Source organism: Cognatilysobacter tabacisoli, assembly GCF_003586305.1.
In the GTDB taxonomy this organism is placed as follows: domain Bacteria; phylum Pseudomonadota; class Gammaproteobacteria; order Xanthomonadales; family Xanthomonadaceae; genus Cognatilysobacter_A; species Cognatilysobacter_A tabacisoli.
The window spans coordinates 1-14,916 of the sequence record NZ_QXJI01000004.1 but is presented as its reverse complement, the minus strand read 5'-3'; the positions used below and the strand labels follow the sequence as shown (position 1 = coordinate 14,916).

The window sequence follows — 14,916 nt, the reverse complement described above, 5'->3', positions numbered from 1 at the left end:
TTGCGCGGATGCGACACGGGCCGCGCCGGGACGATACCGTCGGGCCAAAAACGGAACGGAAGCCCTAGACTAGTCGGCCCGCAACGGCTGTCCCCGGGCCCCATGAACCAGCAGCACGCCCCCACCGCCGACGTCTCGCCGCGTCGTGCGATCCTGCGCCCCGAGCTCCCGCCGGCGCCCACCGGCGCCCGCGCCGCGATCACCGCCGGCTGGGTCCGCGACGAGGCCGCGCACGTGCGCGCGCTGCTCGAGCAGGCGCGCCTGCCCGACGCCGACCGCGCCGCAGCGCAGGCCACCGCGGCCGACCTCGTGCGCCGGGTCCGCGCGCGCGCCCAAGACCAGGGCGCGATCGAGGCCTTCATGCGCCAGTACGACCTCGGCAGCGAGGAAGGCGTGCTGCTGATGTGCGTGGCCGAGGCGCTGCTCCGCATCCCGGACCAGGACACCGCCGACAAGCTGATCCGCGACAAGCTCGGCGAGGCCGACTGGAAGCGCCACATGGGCCAGTCCGACTCGGTGCTGGTCAACGCCTCGACCTGGGGCCTGATGCTCACCGGCCACCTGGTCGACCTGGCCGACGACACCAAGCGCGACGTCCACAACGCATTCAAGCGCCTGATCGGCCGCGTCGGCGAGCCGGTGATCCGCCTCGCCGTGCGCCAGGCGATGAAGATCATGGGCCACCAGTTCGTCATGGGCCGCACGATCGGCGAGGCGCTGGCGCGGTCCAACAAGGGCGACAACGCCAGCTACCGCTACTCGTTCGACATGCTCGGCGAGGGCGCGCTGACCACCAGGGACGCGCTGCGCTACCTGCAGGCGTACCGCGACGCGATCCACGCGATCGGCAAGAGCGGCGACTTCAAGGGCCGCGACGTGTTCGGCGTGCCGTCGATCTCGGTCAAGCTGTCGGCGCTGCACCCGCGCTACGAGCACGCCAAGCGCGCGCGCGTGTTCGCCGAGCTGACCCCGCGCGTGCTCGAACTGGCGCAGCTGGCCAAGTCGTACGGGATCGGCTTCACGATCGACGCCGAGGAGTCCGACCGGCTCGAACTGTCGCTGGACGTGATCGCCGGCGCCTACCGCGACCCGTCGCTCGACGGCTGGGAGGGCTACGGCCTGGCGGTGCAGGCGTACCAGAAGCGGGCGCCGGAGGTGATCGACTTCATCGCCGAACTGGCCCGCGCGCACGGCCGCCGCATCCCGGTCCGGCTGGTCAAGGGCGCGTACTGGGACAGCGAGGTCAAGCGCGCGCAGGTCGACGGGCAGCCGGGCTACCCGGTGTTCACCCGCAAGCCGAACACCGACGTGTCGTACCTGGCGAACGCGCGCCGCATGCTCGAGGCGCACGACGCGATCTACCCGATGTTCGCGACCCACAACGCTCACACGATCGCGACGATCCACCGCCGCGCCGTGGCGATGGGCCGCGGCCGGCACTTCGAGTTCCAGAAGCTGCACGGCATGGGCGACGACCTGTACGCCGAGGTGATCCCGGCCGACCGCCTCGACGTGCCGTGCCGCGTCTACGCGCCGGTCGGCAGCCACGAGGACCTGCTGCCGTACCTGGTGCGCCGCCTGCTCGAGAACGGCGCCAACTCCAGCTTCGTCAACCGCATCACCGACGAGGCCGTCGCGATCGAGGACCTGGTCCGCGACCCGGTCGAGACCGTGGCCGCGTTCGACTCCATTCCCCACCCCCGCATTCCGCTGCCGGTCGACCTGTACCGCAGTTTCGGCCTCGATAGGAGCAACTCGATGGGCGTCAACCTCGCCAACGACGACCAGCTGCGCGCACTCGCCGAGCAGGTCAACGCCGCCGCCCGCAGCGACTGGCGCGCGACGCCGCTGGTGCCCGGCGCGAGCGTCGGCGGCCCGGACATCGCGGTCACCAACCCCGCCGACCGGCGCGAGACCGTCGGCCAGTGGCAGGCGGCCGACAGCGCGACGGTCGAGCGCGCGCTCGCCAACGCCGTCGCCGCCCACGACGCGTGGAACGCGACGCCGGCCGCGAGCCGCGCGGCGATCCTCGAACACGCCGCCAACCTGCTCGAGCAGCGCATGCCGCAGTACCTCGCGCTGTGCACCAAGGAGGCCGGCAAGAGCCTGCCCGACGGCGTCGCCGAGGTGCGCGAGGCGGTCGACTTCCTGCGCTACTACGCCGCCCAGGCGCGCAAGCAGTTCGCGCCCGAGGCGCTGCCCGGCCCGACCGGCGAGTCCAACACGCTGCAACTGTCCGGCCGCGGCGTGTTCGTCTGTATCAGCCCGTGGAACTTCCCGCTGGCGATCTTCGCCGGCCAGGTCGCCGCGGCGCTCGCCGCCGGCAACACGGTGATCGCCAAGCCGGCCGAGCAGACCAACCTGATCGGCTACCACGCGGTGAAGCTGCTGCACGAGGCCGGCATCCCCGAGGCCGTGCTGCAGTTCCTGCCCGGCGACGGCGCCACCGTCGGCGCCGCGCTGACCCGCGACCCGCGCGTGGCCGGCGTGGCGTTCACCGGCTCGACCGACACCGCGCGCGCGATCAATCGTGCGCTGGCCGCCCGGGACGCTGCGATCGGCGTTCTGATCGCCGAGACCGGCGGCCAGAACGCGATGATCGCCGACTCGTCGTCGCTGCCCGAGCAGGTGGTCAAGGACGCGGTCGGTTCGGCGTTCACTTCGGCCGGCCAGCGCTGCTCGGCCGCGCGCGTGCTGTTCGTGCAGGACGACATCGCCGACAAGGTCGTCGGCATGCTGGCCGGCGCGATGGCCGAACTCAGCGTCGGCGACCCGGGCCTGCCGTCGACCGACGTCGGCCCGGTGATCGACGAGGACGCGCTGGCGATGCTGCGCGACCACGCCGCGCGGATGGACCGCGAGGCGAAGGAGATCGCCGAGGTGCCGCTCGGCGACGACACCGCGCACGGCAGCTTCTTCGCGCCGCGTGCGTACGAGATCGCGTCGCTCGACGTGCTCCGCCAGGAAGTGTTCGGGCCGGTGCTGCACGTGGTGCGCTGGAAGGCCGACCAGCTCGACGCGGTGATCGATGCGATCAACGCGACCGGCTACGGCCTGACGCTCGGCATCCACTCCCGCATCGACGAGACGATCGAGAAGATCAGCAGCCGGATCAAGGTCGGCAACTGCTACGTCAACCGCAACCAGATCGGCGCGGTCGTCGGCGTGCAGCCGTTCGGCGGCCAGGGCCTGTCCGGCACCGGGCCCAAGGCCGGCGGCCCGCACTACCTGGCGCGCTTCGCGACCGAGAAGACGATCACCGTCAACACCACGGCGGCCGGCGGCAACGCCTCGCTGCTGACGCTCGGCGACTGATCGGGGCCCGCTGGCCCGCCCGCGCGCCGCACGCGCCGGGCGTCGACGCAAAAGAAAAGCCCCGCCGAAGCGGGGCTTTTCTTTTTGTGCATGGAGCGAACGCTTAGAACTTGTACTGCGCCGAGACGCCGAACAGGTTCGCGTGGCCGTCGAACGGACCGGTGATCGTCGAGCCGCCCGACGAGATGTCCACTTCCGGCGCGTCCGGCTCGATCCGGGTGTAGCCGGCGTTGATCTCGAGCGCCTCGCTGGCCTTCCACGACGCACCGATCGAGTACCAGGTGCGGTCGTCATCGGGCAGGCGCGGGGTGCGCGTCTCGATGCTGGTCGGGGTCTCGTCGTAGGCGACGCCGGCGCGCAGCGTGAACGCGTCGTTGAGCTTGTACTCGGCGCCGAGCGACATGAACTGCGTGTTCTTCCACGAGAAGTCCTCGACCGAGTCCGGGTCCGGGTTCTCGAAGTCGATGCGCACTTCGCGCAGCGATTCCCAGCCGGTCTCGGCCCACGAGGCCATCATCGAGAAGCGGTCGGTGAACGCGTACGACACGTCGACGCTGGTCGTCGACGGCGTGGTCAGCGCGGCGGTCACGTCGCCGTCCTGGAACAGCACGCGGCCGGTCGGGCTGCTGGCGAACACCGCGGCGACGTCGCCCGGCACGGTCCAGTCGGCGGTGCCTTCCAGGTCGTAGTCGATCTCCGAGCGGTAGCTCAGGCCGATGGACAGCTTGTCGGTCGGGCTGAAGTTGGCGCCGATCGTCCAGCCGAAGCCGACGTCGTCGCCCTGCACCACCGCCGAGCCGTCACGCGCCTGCGGCTGCGCGAACGGCAGCGGGCGGGTGGCCGGGTTGGAGAACAGCAGCGTGCCGAAATCGACCGCCTTCGACAGGGTCACGTCGGCGTGCGAGTAGATCGCGCCGAGGCCGACCGAGAAGCGGTCCGGCACGATGTCGACGGCCATCGCCATCGTCAGGTCGACGATCGCCACGTCCGAGGTCTGGGCGAAGTAGCGGCCGGCCCAGTTGGGCTCGTACTCGGTCTTCAGGCCGAACGGCGCGCTGACCATAGCGCCGAGCGCCAGGCCGTTGTCGAACTTGTGGATCACCGACATCGCCGGCACCGCGGCGAGGTCGCCTGCGTTGCCGCCGTTGCCGCCGGTCAGCGGACGACCGAACGCGTCGGTGCCCGAGCCCTGGAATTCGTAGCTGAGGTCGATCGCGGTGACGTCGACCTGCACGGTGGTGCCGGTGAAGCGCGCCATCGTGGCCGCGTTGTTGACCACCACCGAGCTGTCGTCGGTGCGGACGCCCTGGCCCGCGAACGCGCTGCCCATGGCCTTGACGCTGTTTTCCTTCAGCTGGAAGCCCGAGGCGTGGACGTTGCCGAGCGCCAGCGCGCCGGTGATGCCCAGCGCAAGCGCCGACAGGCGCGTGATGCGGTGTACGTGTTGCATGCGTGTACTCTCCAATGGATGCTTTGAACTTGTGCGGCGGTCGGGCGTGCCCAGCGGACGGGGCAGGACGCTCGCCGGAAGTCCCTCCCGACGTACGACGCCGTATGCACTATACGATTAACATCGCGCTAACAGTAGCCGCGACCGTCGCCTGCGTCCGCGCCGCGCGGCACATTCACACGCCTTCGCGCGCATTCATTTTTCCGGAACGCGGCACGCCGCCATCGACGCAGGTGCGCGCGTGTTCATAGCCATTCCGTCGCGCGACCGCGCGCCGCTGCGCTGGGCGGTGCCGCTGCTGTTCGCCGCGCTGTGGCTGTGCTTCGTCGCATTCATCGTGCTGCCCGACCACGACCAGCGCCGGCTGATGCTGGACTGGGGCGCGCTGTCGGGCGACCTCGCTCACCCCGGCCAAGGCAGCGACTGGCTGCGCGACGGCGGACCGCTGCGGCTGTTCAGCGCGCTGTTCCTGCACGCCGACTGGGCGCACCTGATCGGCAACTTGGTGTTCCTGCTGATCTTCGGGCTGCCGGCCGAGCGCACGATGGGCCCGTGGCGGCTGTTCGCGCTGTTCCTGTTCGGCGGCGCGGCGGCGAACCTCGCCGCGGTGCTGATGATCGGCACGCCCGACCGGCTGATCATCGGCGCCAGCGGTGCGGTGTCGGCGCTGATCGGCGCGTACTTGGCGCTGTTCCCGGGCGCGAAGCTGGGCGTGGTCGTGCCGCTGGGCCTCTTCCTGCAGTTCGTGCGGGTGCCGGCGCCGCTGCTGATCGGCATCTGGGCGCTGCTGCAGCTCGTCTACACCTTCATCGGCCCGTCGTTCGGCGCGGTCGCGTGGTCGGCGCACCTGGCCGGGTTCGGCTTCGGCGGTGCGTTCGCGCTGGTGGCCCGCGCCGGCATCGCCCGGCGGATGCGGCGCAAGCGCGGCTTCTGACCGGCCGGCGGCGCGCCCGCGGCCCTTGCCGTCGCGCGCCGCGGCCCCCATTTCGCCGGTAACGACGACGGATCCCCGCCCCATGAGCAAGCCCCTGTACAAGGTGACCTTCTTCAACGCCGGCAAGATCTACGAGCTGTACGCGCGTCGCGTCGGCTCCGGCAACCTGTGGGGATTCACCGAGATCGCCGAACTGGTGTTCGACGTGCACGACGGCCTCGTCATCGACCCGACCGAGGAGCGCCTGCGCGACGAGTTCGGCAGCACCCGCGTGCTGCACCTGCCGATGCAGAGCATCGTGCGGATCGAGGAGGTCGAGCGCAAAGGCCAGTCGGCGATCCGCGACGCGACCACCGGCGAGAAGGTGGTCATGCCGTTCCCGATGCCGGCCAAGCCGCGCTGACACGCCGTCGCGGTACGACGCGAACGCGCGGCATTGCGTCGTCCGACTAGCCCTTGGCCGGCGCGACCGGCGCGACGGCGACCGGCTTCTTCAGCTCCAGCAGCGCGGCGGCGATCGGGCCCTCGCCATCGAGCACTTCGCCGGCGTTGGCGCCGGCCACCGCGTCCTCGTCACCGCTCAGCCGCCCCGGCAGCGCCGATTCGGTGTAGCCCGGACGCCCGCCGTTGGGCGCGTCCTTGCCGGCGCGCAGCACCACGTCGGGCTGGATGCCGAGCGCCTGTATCGACTTGCCGCTCGGCGTGAAGTAGCGCGCGGTGGTCAGCTTGACCGAGTCGCCGTTGTCGAGCGGCAGCACGGTCTGCACCGAGCCCTTGCCGAACGTGCGGCTTCCGATCACGCGCGCGCGGCCGTTGTCGCGCAGGGCGCCGGCCAGCACTTCCGATGCGCTCGCCGAACCGGCATCGACCAGCACCACCACCGGCGCACCGCCGGCGCGGTCGCCCGGCGTGGCGCCGAACTCGGCGTCGCTGATCGGAATGCGCCCGCGCGTGCTGACGATCCTGCCGCGCTCGAGCAGGTCGTCGGCGATCTGCACGGCCGAGGTCAGCAACCCGCCCGGGTTGCTGCGCAGGTCCAGCACCAGCCCGCGCAGGGTGCCGCCGGACTGCGCCTTCAGCGCTTCGAGCTGGCTTTCGAAATCGGCGGCGGTGTCGGCCTGGAACGCGGCGACACGGATGTAGCCGTACCCCGGCTCGAGCATGCGGCTGCGCACGCTCGCGACGCGGATGGTGTCGCGCTCCACGCTGACTTCGAACGGCTTGTCGCGGCCGGCGCGCACGATCGTCAGCACGACCTTGGTGCCGGCCGCGCCGCGCAGCGGCGCCGACGTGTCGCCCTCGTCGATCGAGAACGGCTTGCCGTCGATCGCGGTGATCACGTCGCCGGACTTGATGCCGGCGCGCGCCGCCGGCGTGCCGTCGATCGGCGCGATCACCTTCAGCGAGCCGTCGGGCTGGCGCTGCAGTTCCACGCCGATGCCCTCGTACGCGCCGCGCGCGCCCTCCTCGAAGTCGTCGGCCGCGCTCTTTTCCAGGTACACGCTGTGCGGGTCCAGGTCGAACAGCAGGCCGCGGATCGCCGACTGCATCAGCTTCTGGTCGGTGACCGGCTCGACATAAGCCTGGCGGACCGCGTTGTAGACCGCGACGTAGCGGCGGATCTCGTCGAGCGGCACCTTGCCGGCGTCGGCGTCCGCCCCGCTGGCCGCGGCCGTCTTCGCGGGCGCCGGCGGCGCGGGCGCGTCCTGCGCGGCCACCGGCACGCACGCCGAAGCAACGAGGACGGCGGCGGCAACGGCGAGCGGATGCAGGCGGCGCTGGGGCATGGACGGCTCCGGGGTGGATGGGGTTCGACCGCGCGCGGCGGCCAGGGTTGCCCGGATTATCACCACAGCCGCGCATGCGGCGGCGAAGTTTCGGTTAAGCGGCGCGCCGCCGGTCAGGCCCGGCTCACCGGCGCAGCCAGACGTTCGGATTGACCGGCTGGCCGTTGCGGCGCAGCTCGAAGTACAGCGCCGGGCGGCCCTGCCCGCCGGAGCTGCCGACGGTGCTGACCGTGTCGCCGCGCTTGACCGCGGCGCCGACGTCCTTGAGCAGCGCGTCGTTGTGCGCGTACAGGCTCATGTAGCCGTTGCCGTGGTCGACGATCAGCAGCAGGCCGTAGCCGGTCATCCACTCGGCGTAGACGACGCTGCCGTCGGCGACGGCCTTGACCGGCGCGCCGGCGCTGGCGGCGATCAACAGGCCGTCGCTGCCGCGCCCGTCGGGCATGCGCGCGCCGTAGCCGGCGAGCAGCGCGCCCGACAGCGGCCAGCCGAGGCCGCCGACCTGCAGCGGCGCGGCGCTGGCGACGGCCGCCGGCCTGCGCGGCGCGGCGCCGTTGGTCCGCGGCGCGGCGCGCTCGGCCTTCGCCGCCGCGCGGCGCTGCGCCTCGGCCCGGGCGGCCGCGGCGCGCAGCTTGCGCAGCAACTGCTGCAGGCCCTTCGCGTCGCGGCCGAGCGCCTTCTCGCGCGTGCTGCGGTCGCGGAACTGCTGTTCGAGCTCGGCGACCATCCGTGCGCGCTCGAGCCGGTCGCGCTCGAGCGTGCCCAGGCGCGCGCGCTGCTCGGCGCGGGCGCGGTCGAGCCGGCTGCGGCGCGCGAGGATGTCGCGCTCCATCGCCTCGACCGCGCCGATCTGCGCGGTCAGCTCCTCGATGCGCCGCGCGCGGTCGCGCTGCAGGTAGCGGTGGTAGGTCAGCGTGCGGCCGGCGTCGGCGACGCGGTCCTGCGACAGCAGCGCCTTCAGCGGCGCGTCGTCGCGCTCGCGGTAGGCCGCGCGCAGCAGCTGCGCGAGCTCGGCGCGCTGCGCGGCCACGCGCGCGCGCATCGCGTCGCGCTCGCGCTGCAGCTGCGCCAGCCGCTGCTCGTCGGTGGCCAGCGTCTGCTCGGCCTCGCGCAGCGCACGGCTGGTCTGGCCGACCTTCTCGTCGACCGCGCGCAGCTCGCGCGATGCGCTGCCGCGCTGGCCTTCGATCTTGCGCCGCTCGGCGGCGACCTTGCGCAACTCGCGCTGCACGGTTTCCAGGCGGCGCTCGGCCTCGCGGCTGTTCTGCGCCGCGGCCGGTCCGGCCAGCAGCGCGACGATCAGCACGGCGAACCCGGCGGCGTGGCGCATCAGTCCGCCCGGGCGGCCGGCATCAGCAGGCTGCGGCCGGTCATTTCGGCCGGCTGCGGCAGGCCGAGCAGGTCGAGGATCGTCGGCGCGACGTCGCGCAGCGCGCCGCCTTGGCGCAGCGTCGCCGCCCGCGGACCGCAGTACACGAACGGCACCGGGCCGACCGTGTGCGCCGTGTGCGGCTGGCCCGTGACCGGGTCGCGCATCATCTCGACGTTCCCGTGGTCAGCCGTCACCAGCAGCGCGCCGCCGACGTCGGCGACCGCAGCGCGCACCGCGCCGATCGCGACGTCGACGGCTTCGGCGGCCTGGATCGCCGCGGCGAGAATGCCGCTGTGGCCGACCATGTCCGGGTTGGCGATGTTGCACACCGCCACGTCGATCGCGCCCGAGCGGATCGCCGCGACAAGCTTTTCGGTGACTTCCGGGCAGCTCATCTCCGGCTGCAGGTCGTAGGTGGCGACCTTCGGGCTCGGCACCAGCGTGCGCGTTTCGCCGGCGTACGGCGTCTCGCGCCCGCCGCTGAAGAAGAACGTCACGTGCGCGTACTTCTCGGTCTCGGCGATGCGCAGCTGGCGCAGGCCGGCATCGGCCAGCACCTCGCCGAGCGTGTTGCGCAGGTCGTCCGGGCCGAACGCCACCGGCGCGGGCAGCGTGGCGTCGTACTCGGTCAGGCAGACGAAGCGCGACAGCGCCGGGCGGCGCGCGTCGAACCCATCGAACTGCGGCGACACGAACGCCGCGGTCAGCTGGCGGGCGCGGTCGGCGCGGAAGTTCATGAACACCACGGCGTCGCCGTCGCGCATCGGCGCATGCCCGGCCAGCACGGTCGGCGCGACGAACTCGTCGTTCTCGCCGCGCGTGTAGGCCTCTTGCAGCGCGGTCAGGGCGTTCGGGGCGGAATGCGCACCGCTCGCCTCGACGATCGCGTCCCAGCCGCGGCGCACGCGGTCCCAGCGCTGGTCGCGGTCCATCGCGTAGTAGCGCCCGCCGACGCTGGCGATGCGCGCGTTGCCGGCGCGCTCGCACGCGTCCTGCAGGGCGCGCAGGCTCGGCTCGGCCGACTGCGGCGGCGTGTCGCGGCCGTCGAGGAAGGCATGCACCGCCACCTGCGGCACGCCTTCGCGGCGCGCCAGTTCGAGCATCGCGAACACGTGCTGCTCGTGGCTGTGCACGCCGCCGGGCGAGATGAGGCCCATCACGTGCAGCGTGCCGCCCGCCTGCTTCGCCGCCGCGCATGCCGCGCGCAGTTCGTCGTTGGCGTAGAAGCTGCCGTCTTCGATCGCCGCGTCGACGCGGGTCAGGTCCTGATAGACGATGCGGCCGGCGCCGAGGTTCATGTGGCCGACTTCGGAGTTGCCCATCTGCCCGTCGGGCAGGCCGACGTGGCGGCCCTCGGTGTGGATCAGCGTGTGCGGACAGTCGGCCAGCAGCGCGTGCCAGTTCGGCAGCGTCGCCTGGGCGAGCGCGTTGTCGGTCGGGTCGTCGCGGTGGCCCCAGCCGTCGAGGATCAGCAGGACGACGGGCTTCGGGCGGGCAGCAGGATTCGACACGACGATGGTCCCAGTGACTTCGGGCAGGGGCCCGGGGGCGATGGCCATGGGATTGTAGCGAAGCGGCGCGCACGGCCCCGGCAGCGCGTCGCCGCCGCCGGCGGCGCGCTTTAAACGCTGCGGGCGCGGCCGGCATCCCACCCGGTACACATCCGGTGTTCCACCCACAAAGGACATGACCATGACGCGTCGCTCCCTCGCCCTCTCGCTCTCGTTTGCCCTCGCCGCGTTCGCGCCGGCCGCCTTCGCCGCGCAGGGCGACATCGAGAAGGTCAACGGCAGCATCACCGTCGACGCCAGCGAGCGCGTCGGCTCGCTGGAGACCGTCAACGGCAGCATCAACATCGGCGCGAACGCCACCACCGGCAGCGCCGAGACCGTCAACGGCAGCATCCGCGCGGCCGAGAACGTCCGCGTCGGCGGGCTCGAGACGGTCAACGGCAGCATCCGCGTCGAGCAGCAGGGGCAGATCGGCGGCGACGTCGAGACCGTCAACGGCAGCATCTACATCGGCCGGGGCGGCGACGTGCGCGGCGGCGTCGAGACCGTCAACGGCGCGATCGGCATCGTCGACACCGACCTGTCGGGCGGCATCGCGACGGTCAACGGCGACGTCACCGTCGGCGCGGGTTCGCACGTGCGCGGTGGCCTGCGCATCGACAAGCCCAGCAAGCAGTGGCTGACGATCAACAAGCCGCGCATCCCGCGGGTCATCATCGGGCCGGACGCGCGCGTCGACGGCGCGCTCGTGTTCGAGCGCGAAGTGCGGCTGTACGTGCACGCCACCGCCAAGACCGGCCCGGTCACCGGCGCGACGGCGATCGCCTACAGCGGCGCGACGCCGCCTCAGGACTGATCGCGCAGCGCCCTGTCCGCCGGCCCGACGCCTTCCTGCGTCGGTCGGCGGCCCGGACATAGAATGGGGTTCCGCCACCCGACGGCGGTGATTCCAGTCCGGAGAGTCCATGTCCCGCACGCTGCTCCATGCCACCTCGCTGGTGGCCGCCGCGATCGCCCTCGCGGCCTGCAACCGACCGGCCGAAACGCCGGCCCCGACCGCGCAGGACGCGCCCGCCCCCGCCGCCGCCGCGCATGCCTACGCGCCGGAGATCAACGCCGCCGACTACGCCGAGCGCGTCAAGGCGCTGTCGGACGACAGCTTCGGCGGCCGCGCGCCCGGCAGCGACGGCGAAGCCAAGACCGTCGCGTGGCTGCAGGCGCAGTTCGAGCAGATCGGATTGAAGCCCGGCAACAACGGCAGCTGGGTGCAGCAGGTGCCGATGGTCGAGACCACCGCCGATCCGTCGACGGTGATGACCGTCGAGATCGACGGCAAGCCCCGCCAGCTCGCGTTCGGCACCGACATGGTGATCGGCACGCGCACCGGGCAGCCGCAGGTGACGGTCGACGGCAGCGACGTGGTGTTCGTCGGCTACGGCGTCAACGCGCCGGAGCTGGGCTGGAACGACTACGCCGGCGTCGACGTAAAGGGCAAGACGGTCGTCATGTTCGTCAACGACCCGGGCTTCCACCAGCAGGACGCGAGCCTGTTCGAGGGCAAGCGGATGACGTACTACGGCCGCTGGACGTACAAGTACGAAGAGGCCGCGCGCCAGGGCGCCGCCGCGGCGATCCTGATCCACGACGACGCCGGCGCGTCGTACGGCTGGGACGTGGTCAAGAACAGCTGGTCGGGCGCGCAGTTCGACCTGCCGGCCAAGAGCGATCCGGAACCGCGCCTGCCGGTGCAGGGCTGGATCACCGCCGCCCAGGCCCAGTCGATGCTGGCCGACCTCGGCCACGACCTGACCGCGCTGTACGCGGCCGCCGGCAAGAAGGGCTTCAAGGCGATGCCGCTGAAGGCGAAGGTCTCGGTCGACCTCAAGAGCACGATCACCGAGAAGTCCTCGCAGAACGTGGTGGCGATGCTGCCCGGCAGCGAGCGCCCGGACGAGGCCGTGGTCTACATGGCGCACTGGGATCACCTCGGTGACCACCAGGGCGAGGGGCATGCCGATGGAGCGGCCCCGGCCGCCGCTGACGCCGCAGCCGACACGATCTACAACGGCGCGGTCGACAACGCGACCGGCGTGGCCGGCATCGTCGAGATCGCCGAGGCGTTCGCCAAGCAGAACCCGGCGCCGAAGCGCTCGGTGCTGTTCCTGGCCGTCACGCTGGAGGAGTCCGGCCTGCTCGGCTCCAAGTACTACGTCGCCAATCCGGTCGTGCCGCTGAACAAGACCGCGGCGGTGATCAACCTCGACGCGATGCCGGTGATCGGCAAGGCGCGCGACATGACCGTCGTCGGCATGGGCAGCTCCGAGCTCGAGGACATCCTCAAGCCGATCGCGCAGGCGCAGGGCCGCACGCTGGTGGCCGAGGCCACGCCAGAGAGCGGCTTCTACTTCCGTTCCGATCACTTCAACTTCGCCAAGGCCGGCGTGCCGGCGCTGTACGCGAAGGGCGGCGACGACCTGCTCGAAGGCGGCACCGCCGCGGGCCAGGCCGCTCAGGTCGACTACCGCGACAACCGCTACCACAAGCCGGCCGACGAGTTCGATCCGGCGTGGAAGCTCGACGGAGTGATCCAGGACCTCGAGGCACTGTACGCCGTGGGCCGCGAGGTCGCCGGCGGCGAGACGTGGCCGACGTGGTACGAGGGCAACGCGTTCCGCGCGGCGCAACAGAAGCTGATGCCCGCAACGAAGTGACGGCGCGCGCGGCTGAGCCGCGCGTCACCGCTGCATCGGCCTGACGGCGCCGTTCCCGCGAGGGGGCGGCGCCGTGTTCATTTTGCCGCTAGGCTGTGCCGTCTTTTCACGAGGCTGGGCCATGTCCCTGTCGATCGCCTACTGGTGCGTGCTGATTGCCGCGTTGCTGCCGTACGTGTGGGTCGGCATCGCCAAATCGCGCGGCCAGCGCTACAACAACCGCGATCCGCGCGGCTGGCTCGCGCGCCAGGACAACCCGCTCGTGCAGCGCGCCAACGCGGCGCAGCTGAACGCGTTCGAAGCGTTCGCCCCGTTCGCCGCCGGCGTCGTGATGGCGCAGTTGGCCGGCGTGCCGGCGCAGACCGTCTCGACGCTGGCGATCGCATTCGTCGTGTTCCGGGTGGCGCACGGTCTGCTGTACCTCGCCAACCGCCACGGCGCACGCAGCCTGGTGTGGTTCGGCGGCGTCGCCTGCGCCGCCGCGCTGCTGGCGCTGGCGGCGCTGCGCGTCGGCGGCTGAGCAGTCAGTAGGACGCCCGCGATGACGTCGTCGGTCGAGTCGGGCACGGCGGCGCTACGCGCCCGCCTGATGCGAGAGGGCTTCGCGCACGTGGACCACGCCGAGATGCGGGCGCTGGTCACCTCGTGCGGGAGCCTCGACGACTGGGATGCGTTCGCCGACAGCTGGAACCGCCTGCAGCCCGACGCGTACCTCGCCGCGCTCGGCCGCCACCGTCGCCGACGGCACGCGGTGTTCGAGGCGACCGGCGCCGCGTTGGTCCGTGCGCCACACCAGCCGCACTACCAGGCCGTCGCGAACAATCCGCTGCAGGGCGGTATCGAGCGCTGGTTCGAGCCGGTGGAGGATGCCGCGGCGTCCAGCCGCTGCCTGCGATCGATCCTCGCATTCGCGCAGACCCTGTTTGGCGCGATGTCGCCCGAGGTCGGAATCTGGCGAGTGGAGGTCCACCAGTTCCGCATCGAGGCGAGCCCCGATCACCCCGGCGAACCGACCCCGGAGGGGCTGCACCGCGACGGCGTGGACTACGTGCTGGTGCTGATGGTCGATCGCCACAACATCGCCAGCGGCACGACATCGATCCACGATCTGGAAGGCCGGATGCTCGGCAGCTTCACGCTTGCGCGCCCGCTCGAATCGGCGCTGGTCGTGGATCGGCGCGTGTATCACGGCGTCACCGCCGTCGAGCCGCTCGATCCCACGCGCGAGGCGCACCGGGACGTACTGGTCGTGACGTTCAAGGCGGACGCCTGAAGCCCGAACCCAGCGTTCATCGGCGTCCATGCCGCAATGGCGATACGGCTACCTCACCAGCGTTTGAGCGGCGCGCGCCGAGACCAATCGTCGACATGACGACCGCTCTGCGCTAACGACAGACAACGGCAACTGGATATTGGACATCCACGGCTTGCGGACGTGGACCCGGCGGGTCTGGAGTCGACGATCAACCAGATCCCGGGGGTGGTGAGCGTGGGCTTGTTCGCTCGGCGGCCGGCCGACGTGGTGATCGTGGGCGGGGAGCCGCCGCTGGTGCTGTAGCGGCGGCTCCGGTGGACAGGTTCTATGTGGAAAAGGCCGTCTTCGGGCGGCCTTTTTTTTGATGCGATCGGCGGCCGAAAAAACGCGGCCGATAACGGCGGAATAACGGCCCGTTAATATCCAAGATAATGGCTGGAGATACGTCCGTCGGCTCCCCGCAGTCGTGTCGGGGAGCCCGCCGGGCCTGCACCGATAATGCTGGACCTGCCGGACATTCTCCCGACGCAAAGAAAAACCCCGCCCTCTTTCGAAGGCGGGGTTTTAGGGTAAAGCCCCTG

Annotated in this window: 11 protein-coding genes and 1 pseudogene; 8 read left to right on the top strand and 4 right to left on the bottom strand. The window is 71.5% G+C overall.

Features of this window, described 5'->3' with window-relative positions; translation table 11 throughout:
- Window positions 1-102: 102 nt before the first annotated feature.
- Window positions 103-3,315, top strand: a complete 3,213-nt coding sequence (putA, locus tag D3A60_RS12575; RefSeq protein WP_119719125.1) for a bifunctional proline dehydrogenase/L-glutamate gamma-semialdehyde dehydrogenase PutA — start codon at window positions 103-105, stop codon at window positions 3,313-3,315.
- Between the two features lie 103 nt (window positions 3,316-3,418).
- On the opposite strand, the gene D3A60_RS12570 is transcribed toward putA, so the two are convergent.
- On the bottom strand, window positions 3,419-4,765 hold the full coding sequence (locus tag D3A60_RS12570; RefSeq protein ID WP_119719124.1) for an OmpP1/FadL family transporter: 1,347 nt from the start codon (window positions 4,763-4,765) through the stop codon (window positions 3,419-3,421).
- Between the two features lie 241 nt (window positions 4,766-5,006).
- Between D3A60_RS12570 and D3A60_RS12565 the strand changes: the two genes are divergently transcribed.
- Together D3A60_RS12565 and D3A60_RS12560 are read left to right on the top strand one after the other, a co-directional pair.
- The gene (locus D3A60_RS12565) at window positions 5,007-5,699 is read left to right on the top strand and encodes a rhomboid family intramembrane serine protease (protein WP_119719123.1); all 693 of its coding nucleotides are present in this window, start codon (window positions 5,007-5,009) and stop codon (window positions 5,697-5,699) included.
- An 82-nt stretch (window positions 5,700-5,781) separates the two neighbouring features.
- A complete protein-coding gene (locus D3A60_RS12560) occupies window positions 5,782-6,102 on the top strand; it encodes a DUF1820 family protein (RefSeq protein ID WP_119719122.1) in 321 nt (106 codons plus the stop codon).
- A 46-nt stretch (window positions 6,103-6,148) separates the two neighbouring features.
- Here the strand turns inward: D3A60_RS12560 and D3A60_RS12555 are convergent, their stop codons facing one another.
- The 3 genes from D3A60_RS12555 to gpmI all read right to left on the bottom strand — a co-directional run bounded on the left by D3A60_RS12555 (window position 6,149) and on the right by gpmI (window position 10,417).
- On the bottom strand, window positions 6,149-7,486 hold the full coding sequence (locus D3A60_RS12555) for a S41 family peptidase (RefSeq protein WP_119719121.1): 1,338 nt from the start codon (window positions 7,484-7,486) through the stop codon (window positions 6,149-6,151).
- A gap of 124 nt (window positions 7,487-7,610) precedes the next feature.
- Complete coding sequence (locus D3A60_RS12550) at window positions 7,611-8,816, bottom strand: murein hydrolase activator EnvC family protein (protein ID WP_119719120.1); 1,206 nt, start codon at window positions 8,814-8,816, stop codon at window positions 7,611-7,613.
- Window positions 8,816-10,417 (bottom strand): 2,3-bisphosphoglycerate-independent phosphoglycerate mutase, encoded by a 1,602-nt coding sequence (gpmI, locus tag D3A60_RS12545; RefSeq protein WP_119719119.1) that lies wholly within the window; start codon window positions 10,415-10,417, stop codon window positions 8,816-8,818. Before gpmI ends, D3A60_RS12550 begins: the two co-directional genes overlap by 1 nt.
- Window positions 10,418-10,550: 133 nt before the next feature.
- On the opposite strand from gpmI, the gene D3A60_RS12540 reads away from it, so the two are divergent.
- The 5 genes and pseudogenes from D3A60_RS12540 to D3A60_RS12520 form a co-directional block, all read left to right on the top strand.
- A complete protein-coding gene (locus D3A60_RS12540) occupies window positions 10,551-11,225 on the top strand; it encodes a hypothetical protein (RefSeq protein ID WP_119719396.1) in 675 nt (224 codons plus the stop codon).
- A 109-nt stretch (window positions 11,226-11,334) separates the two neighbouring features.
- Window positions 11,335-13,080: a M28 family metallopeptidase gene (locus D3A60_RS12535; RefSeq protein ID WP_119719118.1), complete on the top strand. Its 1,746-nt coding sequence runs from the start codon at window positions 11,335-11,337 to the stop codon at window positions 13,078-13,080.
- Between the two features lie 121 nt (window positions 13,081-13,201).
- The gene (locus D3A60_RS12530) at window positions 13,202-13,600 is read left to right on the top strand and encodes an MAPEG family protein (RefSeq protein ID WP_196778742.1); all 399 of its coding nucleotides are present in this window, start codon (window positions 13,202-13,204) and stop codon (window positions 13,598-13,600) included.
- A 21-nt stretch (window positions 13,601-13,621) separates the two neighbouring features.
- The gene (locus D3A60_RS12525) at window positions 13,622-14,353 is read left to right on the top strand and encodes a 2OG-Fe dioxygenase family protein (protein ID WP_119719117.1); all 732 of its coding nucleotides are present in this window, start codon (window positions 13,622-13,624) and stop codon (window positions 14,351-14,353) included.
- 103 nt (window positions 14,354-14,456) lie between these two features.
- Window positions 14,457-14,638 (top strand): annotated as a pseudogene (locus tag D3A60_RS12520) (ribose-5-phosphate isomerase A); the annotation flags it as partial.
- Window positions 14,639-14,916 lie beyond the last annotated feature (278 nt).